The following is an 18,767-nucleotide window of genomic DNA, read 5'->3' on the forward strand; positions in this document are numbered from 1 at the left end:
CGGCGCACCCGCAGGCCCACCTCATGAACCGCATCATCCCCCTCATTCTTGCCGTTGCCCTTTTCATGGAGCAGATGGATTCGACCGTGATCGCCACCGCGCTCCCGGCAATCGCCGCGGACCTGAACGTGGGACCGATCACGCTCAAGCTGGCGCTGACCTCCTATATGGTCGCGCTTGCCATGTTCATCCCGATCAGCGGCTGGATGGCGGACCGTTTCGGCGCCAAGAGGATCTTCCGGCTGGCGATCCTGGTCTTCGTCGCCGGATCGATCTGCTGCGCGTTTTCCTCGGACCTGTTTCAGTTCGTCCTGTCGCGCTTCCTGCAGGGCATGGGCGGCGCGATGATGACGCCGGTGGCGCGTCTCGTGCTCCTCAGGACCACCCGGCGCAGCGAACTCGTGTCGGCCATGGCGCTGCTCACCATTCCGGCGCTGGTCGGCCCGCTCACCGGCCCGCCGATCGGCGGCTTCATCACCACCTATTTCACCTGGCACTGGATCTTCCTGATCAACGTCCCGGTCGGCCTTCTCGGCATCTATCTCTCCTCGATCTTTCTTCCGGAGATCGACACGACCAACCCGCCGTCGATCGACTGGTGGGGCTTCCTGCTCACCTCGATCACGGCGGCCGGAACCGTTTTCGGGCTTTCGGTCATCGGCCTGCCGGCCCTGCCGCCGGCCATCGGCATCACCGCGACGGCGATCGGGCTTGCCGCCGGCATCGCCTATGTCGCCCATGCCCGGAACCATCCCTCGCCGATCCTCAACCTCAGGCTCTTCAAGGACGACGCCTTCAGGGCGGCGAGCTCCAGCGGCACGCTCTTCCGCATCTCGACGGGTGCCATTCCCTTCCTGATGCCGCTGATGCTGCAGCTCGGCTTCGGACTCAACCCTTTCCAGTCCGGCCTGATCACCTTCGCCGGGGCGCTCGGGGCGCTGATGGTGAAATTCGCCGCCCGCCGCGTCTTCGCCATGACCGGCTTCAAGGTGACGCTGATCGTCTCAGGCGTGCTCGGCGCGGCGACGACGGCCGCCAACGGCTTCTTCACGCCCGAGACATCGCATGCCCTCATCGTCGCCTTCCTGCTGATGTCGGGCTTCTGCCGCTCCTTCTTCTTCACCGGCTCGAACGCGCTCAGCTATTCGGAAATCAGCGACGAGCAGGCGAGCCAGGCGACCTCGATCGCCTCGGTTCTGCAGCAGATCAGCATGGCGCTCGGCGTCGCTTTCGCGGCCTTCATCCTCGAAGCCTCGGCGGCGGTGACGGGCACGCATCTGCGGCTCGCCGACTTCCATCTCGCCTTCTTCCTGGTCGCGGCGCTGTCGCTCTTCGCAGTCATCCCGCTGCTGCGGCTCGACCCGATGACGGGTGCGTCGGTCTCCGGCCATCGCGTCCGGCGCATCCAGCCGGAGGCCGGCGAGTAGGTCAGGCCTGATCGCCGGCTTCGATTCCGGCATCCTCCGCCTTGCGGCCCTTGAAATGCTTGGCGAGCAGGAACATCTCGACCGATTCGGCGCGCGAGGCACCGGGCTTCACGTGGATGACCTGCCTGAAATTCTGCTTCAGCATGTTGAGCAGCTCGCGTTCCGTGCCGCCCTGGAAGGTCTTGGCCAGGAAATGGCCGCCTTCGCCCAGAACTTCGACGGCGAAATGCGCCGCCACCTCGCAAAGATGCATGGTACGCAGGTGATCCGTCTTCTGGTGGCCGGTCGTGGGCGCCGCCATGTCCGAAAGGACGAGGTCCGGCGTGCCGCCGATCGCCTCCATGAGCAGGCGCGGCGCTTCGGGGTCGAGGAAGTCGAGCTGCAGGATACTGACGCCCGGCAGCGGCGCCATCTCCAGGAAATCGATCGCCGCGACGCGGATATCCTCATCCGTCGAATTGGTCACCTTGGCGGCGATCTGCGACCAGCTGCCGGGCGCGGCGCCCAGGTCGATGATCCGCCGGGCGCCCTTCAGGATGTGATGCTTCTCGTCGATCTCCAGGAGCTTGAAAGCGGCGCGGGCGCGATATCCTTCGAGCTTGGCGCGCTGCACATAGGGATCGTTGATGTGGCGCTCGATCCAGCGGCGGGAGGAGGCCTTGAGCTTGCCCTTCTTCACCTTCTGGCCGAGCTTACGGCCGGTGCGATTGCCGGCAACGGGGGGTTTCGTCATCAGCTTGCTCCCGCCTCTTCATGACCGGAGGCACCCGGATGGGCCCCACCCTGATTGGATCCCGGGCGACGCGGACGCAGGCGGCGCCACACGCCGTCATCGGCCATCATGTCGGTCAAAAGCCCTTCGCGCAGCCCGCGATCGGCGACCCGCATGCGCGGGCTCGGCCAGCGACGGCGGATCGCCTCCAGAATGGCGCAACCGGCCAGTACGAGGTCGGCCCTGTCCGGCCCGATGCAGGGGTTGGCGGCGCGGCCGGCGAAATCCCAGGAGAGCAGCTTCGCCTGCATGGCGCTCACCTCCGCATCGGAGAGCCAAAGGCCATCCACCTTGCGGCGGTCATAGCGCGGCAGGTCGAGATGCACGCCGGCGAGCGTCGTCACCGTGCCCGAGGTGCCGATCAGGTGGAAATCCTCGGCGCCCTGGCGGCGGGAGAAAGCGAGCGGCGGGCAGTCGAAACCGGCAAGCATGCCTTCGACCTCCGCCACCATGGCGGCGAAGACGTCCGGCGTGACGTCACGGCCGCCATGCCGTTCCGACAGCGTGACGACGCCGACCGGCAGGGACGTCCAGTGCGTGATGTGATTGGCAAGCCGGCTCGACCGGTTGTCGCCGATGCGGATGACGGCGATTTCGGACGAGCCCCCGCCGATATCGAAAAGCACGACGGAACGCGCCTCGCGGCCGACCAGCGAGGAGCAGCCGGAGACAGCGAGCCGCGCCTCCGTTTCCCGGTCGATGATCTCCAGCTTCAACCCGGTCTCGGCCGTCACGCGGGCCAGGAACGCCTCGCCGTTTTCGGCGGAACGGCAGGCCTCGGTCGCAATGAGGCGCATGCGGCGGATCGGCTTGTTGGCAAGCTTGGCGGCGCAGATGCGCAGCGCCTCGACGGCCCGGTCCATGGCTTCCGGGGAGAGCCGGCGGCTGGCGCCCAGCCCCTCGCCCAGGCGGACGATGCGCGAAAATGCATCGACGACCCGGAACTGGCCGGGTCTCGTCGGCTGGGCGACCAGAAGGCGGCAATTGTTGGTGCCGAGATCGAGCGCCGCGTAGAGATCGTTGACATAGGCGGTCTTTTCCGCCCGCGCATCCGGGGCGGAGGCTTCACCCGCCCTGCCCTTCGCATCCTTTGCCGATGCCGGCCGTGCAACGGCTGGTGCCGGGAACTTGGCGGCGCCGGGCGCCGCCTTGGCGGGCATCAGCGGCCGGCCCTGCAGACCGCGACCGCCGCGATTCTTCTTGCGCCGGTTGCGGGATTTGCCGGGATGCGATTGCGGCTCGGTCTGGGAGCGGGCCTGAACCTGATCCGCCACGGCAGGCGCGGCAGAGCCTTCCGCCGGCCGGGGAGCGCCGCCGGATTTGGCACGGCGCCGCTTGCGCTTTCGCGCCATCGGGTTTGGTTCCTGGGCGTGAGGGCGTCCCGCAGGGGTGGCCGAACCGGCCGAACCCGAATGGTTGACGGGCGCCGCGTCACGACGCTTGCCGTTCCGCTTCGCCTTCCTGCGCCGGGAGGATCGCCCCTCACCGCGCGGTGCCGCCGACGCCCCGCCTTCCGGCGGCTTGGCGCCGCTATCGGGGTCCATCACTTCAATATCCGTCTCGCCGCGCAAGGCCTTGAAAAGGCATGCCGCTGGCGTCTGATTGTTTCGTTGATGCGAAGATAACAGCCCGGTGCGTTTTCGCCAACGGCTTTTTGCCGGCCACGTCGCGGAAGCCTTCCCTGCCCGCCTTTTTGCGAGCATGCGCTGTCAAAGGGCAGACACCGAAGCCTTCGATTTTTTTCGAAATCGGTATTTGCAATCCGCCTGCTTTTGTTTATAAGCGCCGCACACCAGCCGAGCCGCCTCATCGGCCGCTCCTGCTGGGGAATAGTTCAATGGTAGAACAGCGGACTCTGACTCCGTCGATCTTGGTTCGAATCCAGGTTCCCCAGCCATAATTTCCACAACGAATCAGCCGGATAAAAATCGGGCGCCGACACTTCGGCGGCGCCACCGGGCCTCCCCTTTCCTTTCGGTTTCGAGCACCCATCGTTCGCCGAACCGGCAATGACAACGACGGAACGGCCGGACAAACGCCATCGAGCGGACCTTTTGTTCCAAAGGGGCGTGCATCCGGCTTCTTGTTGTTTTAACTTCATGTTCCAAGCTGGATCATGCGGGGGGTCGGTCATGGATATGTTCCTGAAAGGTGGAAACGATGCCACACTCAGTCCGGGATCATTCACATGGGATATCGTGCTCGACCGGCTGTGGGGGGATACCAATCTCGCGCATATTCTGAAATTGCCCGCGGCACTCATGGACGAGGGCATCTCGATCATCGAGTATCTCAATCTCGTTCATCCCGAAGACAGAGCGAACCTGGCGGAAAAGGTGCACAAATCCATCCTCAACGCTTCGTCTTGGTGCGAATCCCATCGGCTGCTCTGCGATGGCGACTTAGAGCCCCGCTGGGTAACGGTGTATGGCCATTGTTACCGCGTTCAAGACGGCCTGCCGACCCTGTGCAGCGGCACGATCGAGCGGATACGGATCAGCGAGCCGAGGCCGACGGTGGCCAATGGGAACCACCTGGCCCCACATTCCCATCCCGACGAATCATTTTGATCGCCCCCACCTAGATGCGCCCTGACGAAGCTCAGCTTTCCCGCACCGGCTCCGCATGCCGCACCACGCCCGGCACGTAGAGACAGGCGAGAACGATGAGAGCCGCGATGAGGAACATGACGATGAAGGTCAGGTGAAGCGCATCCTGCAGGACGAGCCGGATCGGAGATTCGGCCGCGAGCGCTGCGCCGGTCTCTTCCAGAAGGCTGCGCAACTGATCCGAGGTGACCGGATCGGCTCCGGCCGTGTGGGCAAGGCCGTAGCTCAGCACCGCCCCAAGCACCGCGGCGCCGAGCGTGCTGCCGAGATTGCGGGCGAAGATGTTGGAGGCCGTGGCGCTGCCGCGCTCCGACCAGCCGACGCTTTCCTGGATGATGACCAGCGAGCAGATGCTGATGAGGCCCATGCCGAAGCCCATGACGAGCGAGCCTGCGCCGGCCTGGACCGGCGAGCTTTGCGGAGACAGGAGCACGAGGAGAAGAGCTCCGGCCGGAATGCACGCGCTGCCGAAGATCATCATGCGCCGCAGGCCGAAACGGGGAAACAGGCGGGAGGCGAGCGTCGCGGCAAGCGGCCAGCCGATGAGCAGCATGGTGAGCGCGAAGCCAGCCACGACAGCCGAGCGGTTCAGCACGGTCTGGACATACATGGGCAGGAAGGTCGTCAGCCCCATGATCGCCATGCTGGCGAGGAAGGTCGCGCCGTTGGCGGCGGCGATCGGCCGCTGGCGCCAGAGATCCAGCGAGACCATGGGCGCTTCGGCCCGGCGTTCCTGCCAGAGAAACAGGGCAAAACTAACGACGAAGATCACGATCGCAGCGAGGGTATATGCTGCGGCCCCCGCCGATTCCGTGAGCGCGACCATCAGCGAGGCGATGGCGACCGCGAAGAGGCCTGCGCCGAGAACATCGATCGACGTGGTCCGGGACTGTTTTTCCTCGTGCAGGAAAGCGATGAAGCCGGCAAGCGCCAGAAGGCCGATCGGGATGTTGATCCAGAAGACCCAGGCCCAGGGCAGATTATGGACGATGACGCTGCCGAGAAGCGGTCCGACGACGGCCGAAAGCGCCCAGACGCTTGCAAGATAGCCCTGAACCTTGCCGCGTTCGGCACCCGGGAAAAGATCGCCCACCACCGTCATGGTGACCGGCTGGAGCGCTCCGGCGCCGATGCCCTGCAGGAGCCGGAAGGCGATCATCGAGGGCATGGAGCAGGCGAAACCGGCAAGAACGGAAGCGACCAGAAAGACCACGATGCCGAACAGAATGATCGGCTTGCGGCCATAAATGTCGGAAAGCTTGCCGAACACCACGGTCATGGCGGTCTGGGCCAGCAGGAAGGACGAGAAGACCCAGCTATAGAGGTTCAACTGGCCGAGCTGGGCGGCGATCTGCGGCATGGCCGTCGAAACGATCGTCGCTTCGATTGCGATCATCGCCATGCTTGCCATCACGGCCGCGATGACCAGCGCCCGGTTGGAGCGTGGATGAGTCATGGGTTTTCACCTGGGAACGCTTATGGGGCGAACACGATAGGGATGGATGTTCGGCGGTCAAACGGCCGTCGCTGCGGGATAATGCTTAGTACCCCCATGCGGGCCGGCGTCAAGCGCGAAATCTAGCCTCCCTTAGGCCTCGAAGATAGAACGCGGGAGACAGGCCATGGCCGGCAATCGCCCGTCTGATGTTCATCACCCATCATGAATCCGCATGGCAAAGCCGCGAATAGACATCCTGCGGGTCCGCCGCGCGCCGGATGGCCGCAGCCGTCTCCTCTTCCCGCATGCGACGCGCGATGCAGGAGAGGATGTTCAGGTGATCCCGCCGGTTTTCCGGGTTCAGAAGCAGGAAGACGAGATCGACCGGCTGCTCGTCCACGGCTTCGAAATCGACCGGCTTCGCCAGCCGGGCGAACAGGCAGAAATGCCGGTCGATACCCTTCACGCCCGCATGCGGGATGGCAACGCCGCCGCCGATGCCGGTGGACCCCAGGTTTTCCCGGCTGGTCAGCGCCCGGGCGATGCCGCCCGCATCGAGCGCCAGTCTTTCCGCCGCCAGGGCGGAAAGCTGCTTGATCAGGATCGCCTTCGAAGGGGGTGCGAGGTCGAGCACGATATTCTCCGGCGGGAGATGATCACGGAGGTTCATGAGGATATGTCCATCGATTGGAAAACGAATTGCCTATTGGCCTTCCTGGAGCCGGTAGCCGACGCCGGTCTCGGTGAGGATGTATTGCGGCTGATCGGGCGTCTTTTCGATCTTCTGGCGGAGCTGGCGCACGTAGACGCGCAAGTATTGCACGTCGGTCAGGCCGTCCCAGACGTGCTCCAGCAGGAAGCGGTGGGTGAGCACCTTGCCGGCGTGCTGCACGAGGATGCGCAGGATGTCGTATTCCTTCGGCGAGAGCTTCACTTCCTTGCCGGCCACTTTCACGATGCGCTTGACGAGATCGACGGAGAGTTCGCCGGTCTGGAAGACGGGCTTCTCGCCCTGGCTCTGCAGGCGATGGCGGAGCGCCACGCGGATGCGGGCGACAAGCTCGTTCATGCCGAAGGGTTTCGTGACGTAATCGTCGGCGCCGAGCTCCAGCGCCTTGACGATGCCGGCCTCGTCGGTACGGCTCGACAGGATGACGATCGGAAGGTCGAGCCCCTCGCCTCGCCATCTCGCGAGCAGGTCGTGGCCGGGCATATCCGGCAAGCCGAGATCGAGGATGATCAGGTCCGGCTTGTCGGTCTTGACGAGATCGATCGCGACCTTGGCGTTCATCGCCTCGCTGACTGCGTAATCCTGCGTGGACAGGCCGACGCGGAGCAGCTTGCGGATCGGGGGCTCGTCGTCGACGATCAGGACGCGCACGGCGGTATTCGTCATTCCTGCTCTCCCAATATGGGCGTTTCGGCCTGGACCGGCATGCGGATCGTGAAGATCGCGCCGGCGCGGTCCGGCCGGTTGGCGGCGCGGATCGTGCCGCCCATGGCCTCGATGAAACCGCGGCAGATGGCAAGCCCGAGGCCGGTGCCGGCCCGCACGTGGTCGCCCTTCCTCACACGATAGAAACTGTCGAAGATGCGTTCGACGTCGCCCGGCGGGATGCCGGGACCCTCGTCCATGACCGAAATGAGGATAGAGCCGCCGTCCCGCCAGCCGCGGATATCGATCATGGTTCCGTCGGGCGCATATTTGGCGGCGTTGTCGATAAGGTTGAAGAGGACCTGTTCGAACAGGACGGGATCGACCTTCAGCATCGGCAGGTCTTCCGGAATGCCGACATGAACCTTGTGCCGTGCGGTGATCTTGGCCGCCCGGCTCAAGGCCGTGCCGACGATGTCGCCTGCGAAATGGAAGGCGTAGTTCGGCTCCATGGCCCCCGAGCCGATGCGGGTCATGTCGAGCAGGTTGGAGATGAAGCGGTTCAGCCGCTCGGATTCGTCGACCACGCTGGTCAAAAGCTCGGCGCGCGCCTCTTCGGGAATATCGGCGCCGAAATCCTTCAGCGTGCCGGCCGAGCCCATGATCGCCGCCAGTGGCGTCTTGAGATCGTGCGAGATGGAGGTCAGAAGCGCGGTGCGCAATCGGTCGGTTTCGGCCGCGAGCTTCGCCTTGTCGACGTCCGAGACGAGCTGGATGCGCTCGATGGCGAGCGCCGCCTGATCCGCCAGCGCATCGAAAAGCCGCTGCTGCTCGGGGGTCAGAAGCGGCCCCTGCTTGTCGTTGTCGAGACCGATGACGCCGACCGCCTCCCGGCCCGTGCGCATCGGCAGATAGAGGCGCTTGGCGCCCGGCAGCGTATCGGCGGCGCGGCCGGCGGGGCGGTTGTGCTCCCAGGCCCATTTGGCGGCGGCTATGTCTGCGTCCACCAGTGTATCGTCCGGCGGATACCCCGCCTTTACGGCGATCGAGCCGTTCTCCGGCAGCAGGATGACCACCCGCACCTTCAGCATCGAGGCGATCTGGAAGGCGGTCGCCCACAGCACGTCGTCCAGCGTGCCGGTGCCGGCAAGTTTCTTGGAAAAGAGATAGAGGTCCTCCGTCGTGCGCGCCCTCTGGCGGGCTGCGGCGGCCTGCCGCTGCACGGCGGCAGTCAGATTGGAGGCGACGACGGCGACGCCGAGATAGAAGAACAGGGCGACGAGGCTTTCCGGATCGCGGACGGTAAAGGTATAGCGCGGCTCGAGGAAGAAGAAATTGAAGGACAGGGCGCCGAGCAGCGAGGCGAAAAGCCCCGGCCCCAGCCCGCCGCGCACGGCCGCCGCCAGCACGGCCATGAGGAAGACGAGCGCCAGGTTCTGGACGTCGAGCGTCTGATCGAGCAAGACGCCGACTGCGATGGCAAGCGCTACGAAGACCGTACTGTTGACATAGGGCTTGATGCGGAAGGGTTTCGGCGGCTGGGCGGCTTTTACCCCGCGGTGCGGCTCGCTCTCCTTCGCATCGCCGGAGATGACATGCACGCTGATATCGCCCGCGTAGCGGATCAGGTCGTGGGTGACCGAGCCCTGCCAGAGCTGGCGCCAGCGCGATTTGGCCGGCCGACCGACGACGATATGGGTGAAGTTGTTGGCGTTCGCATAGGCGATGATCTCGCGCGAAGGATGGAGCGCCGGCAGCGTCACGGTCTCCGCGCCGAGCTGCTGGGCGAGCCGCATATTGGTGGCCAGCCGGTCCTTGTCCTCGTCGGAAAGGCCCGCCGATTGCGGCGTTTCGAGATGCAGCGCCGCCCAGGGCGCCCTGAGGCGGTCCGCCTGCCGCCGGGCGTAACGGACGAGGCCCGCGCCGCCGCGGCTATGGTCCAGGCAGACCAGCACGCGATCACCCGCCGCCCACGGGCCGGAAATCGCATGCGCCTGCATGTGGTTCAGGAGCTGCTCGTCCACCCGCTGGGCCGTGCGGCGCAGGGCGAGTTCACGCAAGGCCGTCAGGTTGCCCGGCGAAAAATAGTTCTCGATCGCCCGCCGGGCCGTCGCCGGCACATAGACCTTGCCGTCCTTCAGCCGCTTGATGAGATCATCCGGGGTGATGTCGATGATCTCGACGTCGTCGGCCCGGTCGATGATCAGGTCCGGAACCGTCTCGCGCACGCGGACGCGGGTGATCTGCGCCACGACGTCGTTCAGGCTTTCGACATGCTGGATGTTGAGCGTCGAATAGACGTCGATGCCCTGGGACAGAATCTCCTGCACGTCCATGTAGCGCTTGGGATGGCGGCTGCCGGCGGCATTGGTATGGGCCAGCTCATCGACCAGAACCAGAGCCGGACGCCGGGCTATGATCGCATCGATATCCATTTCCTCGAGCTGCTGGCCGCGGTAGTCGATCTTCTTGCGCGGAATGACCTCGAAACCTTCGACCAGTACCCCGGTCTCCCGGCGGCCGTGGGTCTCGACGACGCCGATCACCACATCCACGCCATCCGCCTTGCGGGCGCGGCCGGACATCAGCATCTCGTAGGTCTTGCCGACACCGGGCGCCGCGCCGAGAAAGATCTTCAACCGCCCGCGCGATTCACGCTCGGCATGCTCCAGAAGAGCGTCCGGGGATGGTCTGTTATCGATGTCGCGACTGTCGTCGGGCATGAAGATTGATCTTTCGTAACCGTCGGTGCAAGCAGCCCCCTCATCCGCCTGCCGGCACCTTCTCCCCGCTGGGGAGAAGGGAATAGCCCGCAATGCCTCCGATCCTCCTCTCCCCTCGGGGGTCCGGAGGACGGGACGGGGCCGTCGACCCGTCCCCGGTTGGTGGCCGAGCAAAGCGGGGGCCGGGTGAGGGGGCCGTCTGCCGCAACATCACCGTGTCATAGGCGTATCAAGCGCCATGTTCAACGCCAGCACATTGACCACAGGTTCGCCGAGGAAGCCGAGTTCGCGGCCCTCAACATGCTGATCTACCAGCGCCCGAACGGCAGCCTCGTCCATCTGCCTGGCCTTCGCAACGCGCGGCACCTGGAAATAGGCGGCGTCCGGCGAAATATGCGGATCGAGGCCGCTGCCCGAAGCGGTGACGAGGTCGATCGGGACTTCGGCATTCGGGTTGGCGGCCCTGGCGCTCTCGTAATCGGCCTTCACCCGGTCGATCAGCTTCTGGCTGGTGGGGCCGAGATTGGAGCCGGAGGACGAGGCCGCGTTATAGCCGTCGCCCGCAGCCGAGGGGCGGCCGTGGAAATACCGCTCGCCGGTGAAGGCCTGGCCGATCAGCGTCGAGCCGATCACCTGGCCGTCCTTTTCGACAAGGCTGCCGTTCGCCTGGGCCGGAAAGACGGCCTGGGCGATGCCGGTCATTCCGAGGGGATAGATCAGACCGCAGATGGCCGTGGTGGCAATGATCATGACGATTGCCGGACGAAGTTGTTTCAACATTTCGAACACTCCTTAGGCGAGACCGATGGCCGTGATGACCATGTCGATCGCCTTGATGCCGATGAAGGGGACGATGATGCCGCCGACACCGTAGATGACGAGGTTGCGGGAGAGCAGCGCGCCGGCGCCGATCGCCCGGTACTTCACCCCTTTCAGCGACAGCGGGATCAGCGCGATGATGATCAGTGCGTTGAAGATGATCGCCGAGAGGATGGCGCTCTGAGGGGTCGCAAGGCCCATGACGTTCAGCACGCCGAGCTGCGGGTAGAAGGCCAGGAACATCGCCGGGATGATGGCGAAATACTTGGCGATGTCGTTGGCGATCGAAAACGTCGTCAGTGCGCCGCGGGTCATCAGGAGCTGCTTGCCGATCTCGACGATCTCGATGAGCTTCGTCGGGTCGCTGTCGAGATCGACCATGTTGCCGGCCTCGCGGGCGGCGACGGTGCCGGTGTTCATGGCGACGCCGACATCGGCTTGCGCAAGCGCCGGGGCGTCGTTGGTGCCGTCGCCGCACATGGCGACGAGCTTGCCCTTGGCCTGTTCCTCGCGGATGAGCTGCAGCTTATTTTCCGGCGTCGCCTGGGCGAGGAAATCGTCCACGCCGGCTTCGGCGGCGATGGCGGCGGCGGTCATCGGATTGTCGCCGGTGATCATCACGGTGCGGATGCCCATGCGGCGCAGTTCCGCGAAACGCTCGCGGATGCCGCCCTTGACGATATCCTTCAGCTGGATCACGCCGAGCAGCTTGCCGTCACGGGCGACGGCGAGCGGCGTGCCGCCGGACTTCGCGATCTCTTCCGCGATGGCCTTGAGTTCACGCACGGTTTCCGTCTCGCCCAGCGAAACGACGGCCGCGTTGCCGGAAACCGGCAGCGAACCGGAGCCGGCATAGGCGAGCACGGCGTCGACCGCGCCCTTGCGGATCGACGAGCCTTCGAGATCGACGCCGCTCATGCGGGTCTGGGCCGTGAAGGGCACGAACGTGGCGTGCAGGCTCTGCATGTCGCGGCCGCGGATCGCATATTTCTCCTTGGCGAGCACGACGATCGACCGGCCTTCCGGCGTTTCGTCGGCAAGCGAGGCGAGCTGGGCCGCATCGGCGAGATCCTGTTCGGTGACGCCGCGGACCGGACGGAAGGCGGTCGCCTGGCGATTGCCGAGCGTGATCGTGCCGGTCTTGTCGAGCAGCAGCGTATCGACGTCGCCGGCGGCCTCGACGGCGCGGCCGGACATGGCGAGCACGTTGAAGCGAACGAGACGGTCCATGCCGGCGATGCCGATCGCGGACAACAGCGCGCCGATCGTCGTCGGGATCAGCGTCACGAAGAGCGCGACGAGCACGATGATCGGGATCGAGCCGCCGGCATAGGCCGCAAAACTCGGGATGGTCGCGGTGGCAAGCACGAAGATCAGCGTCATGCCGGCGAGCAGGATGTTGAGCGCGATCTCGTTCGGCGTCTTCTGGCGTTCGGCGCCTTCGACGAGCGAGATCATCCGGTCGAGGAAGGTGGAGCCGGCCGCCGCCGTGATGCGGACGCGGATCCAGTCGGAGAGGACCTGCGTGCCGCCGGTGACGGCCGAGCGGTCGCCGCCCGATTCGCGGATCACTGGCGCGGATTCGCCGGTGATCGCCGCTTCGTTGACGGAGGCCACGCCTTCGATCACCTCGCCGTCCGACGGGATGATGTCGCCGGCCTCGACGATGACCACGTCGTTCACCTTGAGGCTGGTGCCGGGCACCATTTTGTACTGAGTGCGGTCAGTACCGGTGAGCAGCTTCGCCTGGGTCTCGGTGCGGGTCTTGCGCAGCGAATCCGCCTGCGCCTTGCCGCGGCCTTCCGCGACCGCTTCGGCGAAGTTGGCGAAGAGCACGGTGAACCAGAGCCAGAGGTTGATCTGGAAGGAGAAGCCGAGATCGCCGCCGCCGGTCACCAGATCGCGGAGGAACAGAACGGTGGTAAGCACCGAGACCGTGGCCACGACGAACATGACCGGGTTGCGGGCAAGGGTCCGCGGGTTGAGCTTCGTGAAGGCGGCGCCCACGGCCGGAATGAGAATGCGACTATCCATGATACTCGCGGATTTTGCCTGGCTCATAAGAGACTCCAGCTTTGAAAAAAGGCGACCGGAGCGGCGGTCAGCCGTGTAGGATTTTGACTGCGAGGATGATGGCGAAAACGATCCCCATCATCGCGAGAATTGCGTTGGACCCGTGCCACCGGTTGGTCTCCTTGCCTCGATTTTTCGAGGCAAGGATGGACTGTTTCCGGAGTGCTTGACGAATGCTCATGACATTGCTCCCCTTGGACCTCAGAAGGTCTGGCCGGCGATCATCACCAGGTGCTCGACGACCGGGCCGAGGGCCAGCGCGGGCATGAAGGTGAGGCCGCCAACGATCAGGATCGTGCCGACGAGCAGGCCGACGAAGAGCCCGCCATCGGTCGGGAACGTGCCTGCCGAAGCGGGAACCGTCTTCTTGGCGACCAGCGAACCTGCGATCGCAAGGGCCGGGATGATGACCAGGAAGCGGCCCATCAGCATGCCGAGACCCAGCGTGACGTTGTACCAGGGCGTGTTGCCGGTCAGCCCGCCGAAAGCCGAGCCGTTGTTGGCCGCAGCCGACGTGTAGGCATAGAGGATTTCGGAAAAGCCGTGCGGACCGCCCGTGCCGATCGAGGCGACGGCTGAAGGCAGCACCGTCGCGATGGCGGTGAAGACCAGCATGGCGAGCGGCAGGCAGAGGATGGCGAGAACGGCCATCTTCATCTCCTTCGCCTCGATCTTCTTGCCGAGATATTCCGGCGTGCGGCCGACCATCAGGCCCGCCACGAAGACGGCGACGATGATGAAGAGGACGATGCCGTAGAAGCCCGCACCGACGCCGCCGACGATGACTTCGCCGAGCTGCATGTTGATGAGCGGGATCAGGCCGCCGAGCGCCGTGAACGAGCCATGCATGGCATTGACCGCGCCGCAGGAGGCGGCCGTGGTGATGACGGCGAAGAGCGAGGACAGGACGACGCCGAAGCGGACTTCCTTGCCTTCCATGTTGCCGCCCGAAAGGCCGAGCTGATGCATCAGCGGGTTGCCGGCGGCCTCCGCCCAGTAGACGACGGCGACGCCGACGACGAACAGGATGCCCATCGCGGCCAGGATCGCCCAGCCCTGGCGCTGGTTGCCGACCATGCGGCCGAAGACGTTGGTGAAGGCCGCGCCGATCGCGAAGATCGACAGCATCTGGATCATGTTCGAGACGGCGTCCGGATTTTCGAACGGATGGGCGGAGTTGGCGTTGAAGAAGCCGCCGCCATTGGTGCCGAGCATCTTGATGGCAAGCTGCGAGGCGACCGGGCCCACGGCGATCGTCTGCTTGGCGCCTTCGAGCGTCGTTGCATCCACATAGGGGCCGAGTGTCTGCGGCACGCCGAGCCAGACGTAAACCAGCGTCAACACGATGCAGATCGGCAGCAGGATGTAGAGGGTGGAGCGGATCATATCGACCCAGAAATTGCCGATCGCCTTGCCGGAGGCGCGCGCAAAAGCACGGATCAGGGCGACCGCAATCGCCATGCCGGTCGCGGCAGACACGAAGTTCTGCACGCTGAGGCCGGCCATCTGCGTCAGATACGACATGGTGCTTTCGCCGCCGTAGTTCTGCCAGTTGGTATTGGTGACGAAGCTGGTGGCGGTGTTGAAGGCGAGCTCGGAAGGGACCGCGCCCATGCCGGCCGGGTTATAAGGCAGGATGCCCTGCAGGCGCATCAACGCATAGAGCACCAGGACGCCGAGAAGGTTGAACATCAGGAGCGAGAAGGCATAGGAGGTCCAATGCTGCTCCTCCCGCTCGCCGGTGCCGGCAACGGCGTAAAGCCCCCGTTCGATCGGAACGAGGACCGGTGACAGGAAAGTGCGCTCGCCCGAAAAGACACGCGTCATGTAACCGCCAAGCGGTTTGACGAGCACGATGAGGATCCCGCAGAAGACGAGGATCTGTAGCCATCCGTTGAGGGTCATGGGAGGAAACTTTCAATATCTCCGGCAGCTTCTCTTCAGAAGCGCTCGGGACGGATGAGAGCGTAGGTAAGATAGACGGTGAGAAAAACGGTCACGGCACCGCTCAAGACATAGTCGAAGATCATGGCGCCCTCCTTTCAAAGCCTGTCACAGGCTCGGGCATAGGCAAAGCAGAGGGCGAAGAAGACGACCGCTGTGCCAAGTAAAATGATATCCATCATCGATCCGGACTCCTGGATTGTTCATGGAGCAAGACAAGACAAAGGGCGCCATCCCGGGAAGACGGCACCTTTGAGGCTTGCTGGCTTTGGAGATGATCTCTGATCTCTCGCATGCCTAATATGCGGCGGGATCGCATAGGGGTTCGAGATTGCCGGCAGAGGAAAGAAATAAAAATCCTATAGGAATTTCTCTTGCTGCCCGGGTTGGTGCCTCGTTGTCAAAGCCCACATAAGTGCCCCTCATCCGCCTGCCGGCACCTTCTCCCCGCCCGCGGGGAGAAGGGATATGTCGCGCCGTCCTCCTGCCTCTCCGGCGCCGCGTGGGGCACGTCCCCTCTCCCCGTCAGAACGGGGAGAGGGCTAGGGTGAGGGGCAATCTCAGAAGGTAACCGCCCCGGCTCAATGAGCCACGAGCGTTATCGCATAGGCAATGACAAGCACCGCGAGCATCACGCCAAGCATGCCGAGAATGATGTTCGAAGCATGCAAGCCCTTATGGTTCCCGGGAATATGCGCGCGCGGATAGACGTATCCGCGCATGGAATGGAAAGCGCGAGACATTATCCACCTCCTCACGCCCGGCCGGCAACTTTCAGCCTCGGGCTCATGACCCGGTTCTCGAAGGCCGAGTCGAGGCTGAGCGTCACATGGTCGGGGACGCAGCAGACCGCGCCTGGCAGGTGATCGCTCTCGAACATGGCGAAATGCACCGCGGCAGCCCGGTCGGTGAAGAGCCCGCCGACGCGGCCCTCGCGGTCGGAGACGATCCAGCGGCCACCGGCATCGCGGCCGACCATGAAACGCACGCCACGTTGGAGAGGCTCGCCTTTCCGGGCATTGTTCAGCTGGGACTTGTCCATGACGCATCCCTCCTCAAGCCGCCATCAGGGCGATCGCGCCGGCGGCGCAGAAGCCGATGCCCATCACGCCGAGAAGCCTCAGGAAGATGCCGAGGTTCTGGTCGACGGGACTGCGGTCCGATACGGGTTCTTCACGGCGGCGCGCATCGTCTTCCGCGAGGTACTGCGCCAGATAGAAACTCCCCAAACGGCCAAACATCCAGGTCACTCCTTTTTGGAATTGGCCCGCGCGGCGGGGATGCCGCGGAGCCGGCACCGAAGCCGATGCCTGTTCAAAAAGGTAGCGACGGCCCCATAAGCTTTCGATTGGGCGGAGGCGGCGAAGAAATAGGGAATCCATATAGCATTGGTGATTTTTCATTTGCGCCGCAGCATCCGGAACGGCATGGTCGGATGAGGGTTTAAATCCTCGAACCATAAAAGAATGAGAGTGGAATTCAGATCATGGCAGCGGATGCGATCGTGCTGGGAGCCGGCATCATCGGCGTTTCAACGGCATTGCAACTGGCGCGGCGCGGCAAATCGGTGGTCCTCATCGACCGCAAGGAACCGGGGATGGAGACGTCCTACGGCAATGCCGGCCTTATCCAGCGCGAGGGCGTCGTTCCCTACGGCTTTCCGCAGCAGTTCGGCCTCATCCTGCGCTATGCGCTGAACAACCGCATCGACGCGCATTATCACTGGCGGGCATTACCCTCGGTCACGTCCTTCCTGGCGAAATACTGGTGGCATTCCAACCTCACCCGCCATCAGCTCATCGCGCGCGCCTATGCGCCGCTGATCGAGCATTCCATCTCGACCCATAACGAACTGATCCAGGAAGCGGGTGCCGAAGCCTTGATCGCCAAGAACGGCTGGACCGAAGTTTTCCGCACCCGGGCCAAGCACGACGGCGAGATCCGGGAAGCCGAGCGGCTGAACAAGGAATACGGCGTCGCCTTCAAGGAGCTGTCGCCCTCAGACATCGCGGCGCAAGAGCCCAACCTTTCCGACGATTTCGTCGGCGGCCTGAAATGGGAAGACCCCTGGTCGGTCAAGGATCCGCTGGCACTGACGCGCGCCTATGTGGCGCTCTTCGAAAAGCTCGGCGGCCGCGTGCTGAAGGGTGACGCAAAGAGCCTGTCGCAAACCAGGACCGGTTGGCGGATCGTCGCCGGCGACGGCACGGTGGAGGCCAAAGATGTCGTCGTGGCGCTCGGCCCCTGGTCGGACACGGTCACCAAGCCGCTCGGCTACAATTTCCTGGTCGGCGTCAAGCGCGGTTATCACATGCATTACGGCACGAAGGGCAATGCCAAGCTCAACGGCTGGACCATGGATGCGGAACGCGGCTATTTCCTCGCACCGATGAACCAGGGCATTCGCCTGACGACGGGAGCGGAATTCGCCCGCCGCGACGCGCCGAAGACGCCGGTTCAGGTCGAACGGGCGGAAGCGGTCGCCCGCACCGTCTTCCCGCTCGGCGAACGGCTCGACAGGGAACCCTGGATGGGCGCCCGCCCCTGCACGCCGGATATGATGCCGGTGATCGGCAAGGCGCCGCGGCACGAGGGCCTCTGGTTCGCCTTCGGTCATGCGCATCACGGCCTCACCCTCGGTCCGGTGACGGGCCGGGTGATCGCCGAAGCCATCACGGGCGAGAAGACGCTGATCGACATCTCCGCCTACCGGCCCGAGCGTTTCAACGCCTGACACCGCTCAGGCGGGCGGGGTTTTGGTCATCAAAGCGAAGCGGGAAAGCTGCCGGTGAGATAGTAGGTTGCCTGGGCGCGGATGATGGACTTGAACTGCTCGACGATCTCAGCGGCCTCCTCGTCCGGCACCACGAGAGCCAGGCGGAGCGTTGCTCCGGCCATGTGGAACATGACGAGCAGCGTGCGCGCGTAACTCTCGCGCAGCGGCTCGCGGACGAACCGCTCCGTGGCCTCGTAGAACACCTCTGCTTGAAAGCGCGTTTCCGCGATATCCAGATCGGCGAGCGCCTTGTCCGCCTGGATGGCGTTCAGAAGATCCTGGGTCGAAGGCTCCAGACGCATTTTGTGGTAATAGAGATCGAAAAGCCCTTCGGTCGCCTGCAGGGCGTCTTCGGCGGTCGCGATCCTGTCGATTTCTTCCTTGACGAACGAACGCACCTCTTCGACATAGCGTTCGTACAGCATTGCGATGATGGCGGATTTGTTCGGAAAATACTGGTAGACCGATGCGATCGGCCCGCCGGAAAGAGACGCTATCTCCTTCATGGTCACTGCATCGATGCCCTTCCGGCCGATCAGTTCCATCGATACTTTCAGGATCTCATCGATACGCTCGCGGCTCCTTTCCTGTTTCGGCACTCGCCGAAGGGAACCGTGCCCCGGTCCTCGCGTCGAATCTGGCATCCGCACACCGTCTCCTCAAACACCTGCCACTCGCTGCATTTTGCGGGCCACGGAATTCCCGGAGGCCCGGCAAATTGCATAGACACAAAAAAGTGTTTCTTTATACGGCGCCGGAAGAACTTCGGATCACCCAGCCTGGCGATTTTCCCGAAAATACTTCGCCGCCC

The 18,767-nt window shown here is 64.3% G+C and carries 17 protein-coding genes and 1 tRNA gene; 4 read left to right on the plus strand and 14 right to left on the minus strand.

Translation table 11 applies throughout. The features are described 5' to 3' along the window. Positions 1-23: 23 nt before the first annotated feature. Positions 24-1,427, plus strand: a complete 1,404-nt coding sequence (locus QTA58_RS04460) for an MFS transporter (RefSeq protein ID WP_289671877.1) — start codon at positions 24-26, stop codon at positions 1,425-1,427. A gap of 1 nt (position 1,428) precedes the next feature. On the opposite strand, the gene QTA58_RS04465 is transcribed toward QTA58_RS04460, so the two are convergent. Beyond that, complete coding sequence (locus QTA58_RS04465; protein WP_289671878.1) at positions 1,429-2,160, minus strand: RlmE family RNA methyltransferase; 732 nt, start codon at positions 2,158-2,160, stop codon at positions 1,429-1,431. Further along, entirely contained in the window at positions 2,160-3,746 is a 1,587-nt protein-coding gene (locus QTA58_RS04470) for an exopolyphosphatase (RefSeq protein ID WP_289671879.1), read from the minus strand. The genes QTA58_RS04465 and QTA58_RS04470 overlap by 1 nt, the downstream gene beginning before the upstream one ends. 276 nt (positions 3,747-4,022) lie before the next feature. On the opposite strand from QTA58_RS04470, the gene QTA58_RS04475 reads away from it, so the two are divergent. Then, a tRNA-Gln gene (locus QTA58_RS04475) sits at positions 4,023-4,096 on the plus strand. A 235-nt stretch (positions 4,097-4,331) separates the two neighbouring features. Continuing rightward, a complete protein-coding gene (locus QTA58_RS04480) occupies positions 4,332-4,769 on the plus strand; it encodes a PAS domain-containing protein (protein ID WP_085422415.1) in 438 nt (145 codons plus the stop codon). Positions 4,770-4,800: 31 nt separating this feature from the next. Here the strand turns inward: QTA58_RS04480 and QTA58_RS04485 are convergent, their stop codons facing one another. The 11 genes from QTA58_RS04485 to QTA58_RS04535 all read right to left on the minus strand — a co-directional run bounded on the left by QTA58_RS04485 (position 4,801) and on the right by QTA58_RS04535 (position 16,421). Continuing rightward, positions 4,801-6,264 carry an MDR family MFS transporter gene (locus QTA58_RS04485; RefSeq protein ID WP_289671881.1) on the minus strand — a complete coding sequence of 488 codons (1,464 nt, stop codon included), beginning with the start codon at positions 6,262-6,264 and terminating at the stop codon, positions 4,801-4,803. Between the two features lie 202 nt (positions 6,265-6,466). Next, the gene (locus tag QTA58_RS04490; protein ID WP_289671883.1) at positions 6,467-6,916 is read right to left on the minus strand and encodes a PTS sugar transporter subunit IIA; all 450 of its coding nucleotides are present in this window, start codon (positions 6,914-6,916) and stop codon (positions 6,467-6,469) included. Between the two features lie 33 nt (positions 6,917-6,949). Then, positions 6,950-7,642 carry a response regulator transcription factor gene (locus QTA58_RS04495; RefSeq protein ID WP_085422412.1) on the minus strand — a complete coding sequence of 231 codons (693 nt, stop codon included), beginning with the start codon at positions 7,640-7,642 and terminating at the stop codon, positions 6,950-6,952. Beyond that, positions 7,639-10,344, minus strand: a complete 2,706-nt coding sequence (locus QTA58_RS04500) for a sensor histidine kinase KdpD (protein ID WP_289671884.1) — start codon at positions 10,342-10,344, stop codon at positions 7,639-7,641. Before QTA58_RS04500 ends, QTA58_RS04495 begins: the two co-directional genes overlap by 4 nt. A 210-nt stretch (positions 10,345-10,554) precedes the next feature. After that, entirely contained in the window at positions 10,555-11,124 is a 570-nt protein-coding gene (kdpC, locus tag QTA58_RS04505; protein WP_289671885.1) for a potassium-transporting ATPase subunit KdpC, read from the minus strand. A 12-nt stretch (positions 11,125-11,136) separates the two neighbouring features. Continuing rightward, positions 11,137-13,224 carry a potassium-transporting ATPase subunit KdpB gene (gene kdpB / locus QTA58_RS04510; protein WP_289671886.1) on the minus strand — a complete coding sequence of 696 codons (2,088 nt, stop codon included), beginning with the start codon at positions 13,222-13,224 and terminating at the stop codon, positions 11,137-11,139. 213 nt (positions 13,225-13,437) lie between these two features. Beyond that, a complete protein-coding gene (gene kdpA, locus QTA58_RS04515; protein WP_289671887.1) occupies positions 13,438-15,141 on the minus strand; it encodes a potassium-transporting ATPase subunit KdpA in 1,704 nt (567 codons plus the stop codon). A gap of 35 nt (positions 15,142-15,176) precedes the next feature. After that, positions 15,177-15,266 (minus strand): K(+)-transporting ATPase subunit F, encoded by a 90-nt coding sequence (locus QTA58_RS04520; RefSeq protein ID WP_111561755.1) that lies wholly within the window; start codon positions 15,264-15,266, stop codon positions 15,177-15,179. A gap of 495 nt (positions 15,267-15,761) precedes the next feature. Next, a complete protein-coding gene (locus tag QTA58_RS04525) occupies positions 15,762-15,923 on the minus strand; it encodes a hypothetical protein (protein ID WP_289671888.1) in 162 nt (53 codons plus the stop codon). A gap of 11 nt (positions 15,924-15,934) precedes the next feature. Beyond that, complete coding sequence (locus tag QTA58_RS04530) at positions 15,935-16,222, minus strand: hypothetical protein (RefSeq protein WP_289671889.1); 288 nt, start codon at positions 16,220-16,222, stop codon at positions 15,935-15,937. 13 nt (positions 16,223-16,235) lie between these two features. Then, on the minus strand, positions 16,236-16,421 hold the full coding sequence (locus tag QTA58_RS04535) for a hypothetical protein (RefSeq protein WP_289671890.1): 186 nt from the start codon (positions 16,419-16,421) through the stop codon (positions 16,236-16,238). Positions 16,422-16,666: 245 nt separating this feature from the next. Between QTA58_RS04535 and QTA58_RS04540 the strand changes: the two genes are divergently transcribed. After that, entirely contained in the window at positions 16,667-17,914 is a 1,248-nt protein-coding gene (locus QTA58_RS04540) for an FAD-binding oxidoreductase (RefSeq protein WP_289671891.1), read from the plus strand. A 29-nt stretch (positions 17,915-17,943) separates the two neighbouring features. On the opposite strand, the gene QTA58_RS04545 is transcribed toward QTA58_RS04540, so the two are convergent. Then, on the minus strand, positions 17,944-18,600 hold the full coding sequence (locus tag QTA58_RS04545; RefSeq protein WP_289671892.1) for a TetR/AcrR family transcriptional regulator: 657 nt from the start codon (positions 18,598-18,600) through the stop codon (positions 17,944-17,946). Positions 18,601-18,767 lie beyond the last annotated feature (167 nt).

The organism is Neorhizobium sp. CSC1952 (genome assembly GCF_030378245.1).
GTDB lineage: Bacteria > Pseudomonadota > Alphaproteobacteria > Rhizobiales > Rhizobiaceae > Neorhizobium > Neorhizobium oryzae_A.

What these genes read in the sequence shown, in the direction of transcription:
- QTA58_RS04460 (WP_289671877.1), top strand. Translation starts at nt 24, where the DNA reads ATGAACCGCATCATCCCCCTCATTCTTGCCGTTGCCCTTTTCATGGAG.
- QTA58_RS04465 (WP_289671878.1), bottom strand. Translation starts at nt 2,160, where the DNA reads ATGACGAAACCCCCCGTTGCCGGCAATCGCACCGGCCGTAAGCTCGGC.
- QTA58_RS04480 (WP_085422415.1), top strand. Translation starts at nt 4,332, where the DNA reads ATGGATATGTTCCTGAAAGGTGGAAACGATGCCACACTCAGTCCGGGA.
- QTA58_RS04485 (WP_289671881.1), bottom strand. Translation starts at nt 6,264, where the DNA reads ATGACTCATCCACGCTCCAACCGGGCGCTGGTCATCGCGGCCGTGATG.
- QTA58_RS04490 (WP_289671883.1), bottom strand. Translation starts at nt 6,916, where the DNA reads ATGAACCTCCGTGATCATCTCCCGCCGGAGAATATCGTGCTCGACCTC.
- QTA58_RS04495 (WP_085422412.1), bottom strand. Translation starts at nt 7,642, where the DNA reads ATGACGAATACCGCCGTGCGCGTCCTGATCGTCGACGACGAGCCCCCG.
- QTA58_RS04500 (WP_289671884.1), bottom strand. Translation starts at nt 10,344, where the DNA reads ATGCCCGACGACAGTCGCGACATCGATAACAGACCATCCCCGGACGCT.
- kdpC (WP_289671885.1), bottom strand. Translation starts at nt 11,124, where the DNA reads ATGTTGAAACAACTTCGTCCGGCAATCGTCATGATCATTGCCACCACG.
- kdpB (WP_289671886.1), bottom strand. Translation starts at nt 13,224, where the DNA reads ATGAGCCAGGCAAAATCCGCGAGTATCATGGATAGTCGCATTCTCATT.
- kdpA (WP_289671887.1), bottom strand. Translation starts at nt 15,141, where the DNA reads ATGACCCTCAACGGATGGCTACAGATCCTCGTCTTCTGCGGGATCCTC.
- QTA58_RS04520 (WP_111561755.1), bottom strand. Translation starts at nt 15,266, where the DNA reads ATGATCTTCGACTATGTCTTGAGCGGTGCCGTGACCGTTTTTCTCACC.
- QTA58_RS04525 (WP_289671888.1), bottom strand. Translation starts at nt 15,923, where the DNA reads ATGTCTCGCGCTTTCCATTCCATGCGCGGATACGTCTATCCGCGCGCG.
- QTA58_RS04530 (WP_289671889.1), bottom strand. Translation starts at nt 16,222, where the DNA reads ATGGACAAGTCCCAGCTGAACAATGCCCGGAAAGGCGAGCCTCTCCAA.
- QTA58_RS04535 (WP_289671890.1), bottom strand. Translation starts at nt 16,421, where the DNA reads ATGTTTGGCCGTTTGGGGAGTTTCTATCTGGCGCAGTACCTCGCGGAA.
- QTA58_RS04540 (WP_289671891.1), top strand. Translation starts at nt 16,667, where the DNA reads ATGGCAGCGGATGCGATCGTGCTGGGAGCCGGCATCATCGGCGTTTCA.
- QTA58_RS04545 (WP_289671892.1), bottom strand. Translation starts at nt 18,600, where the DNA reads ATGCCAGATTCGACGCGAGGACCGGGGCACGGTTCCCTTCGGCGAGTG.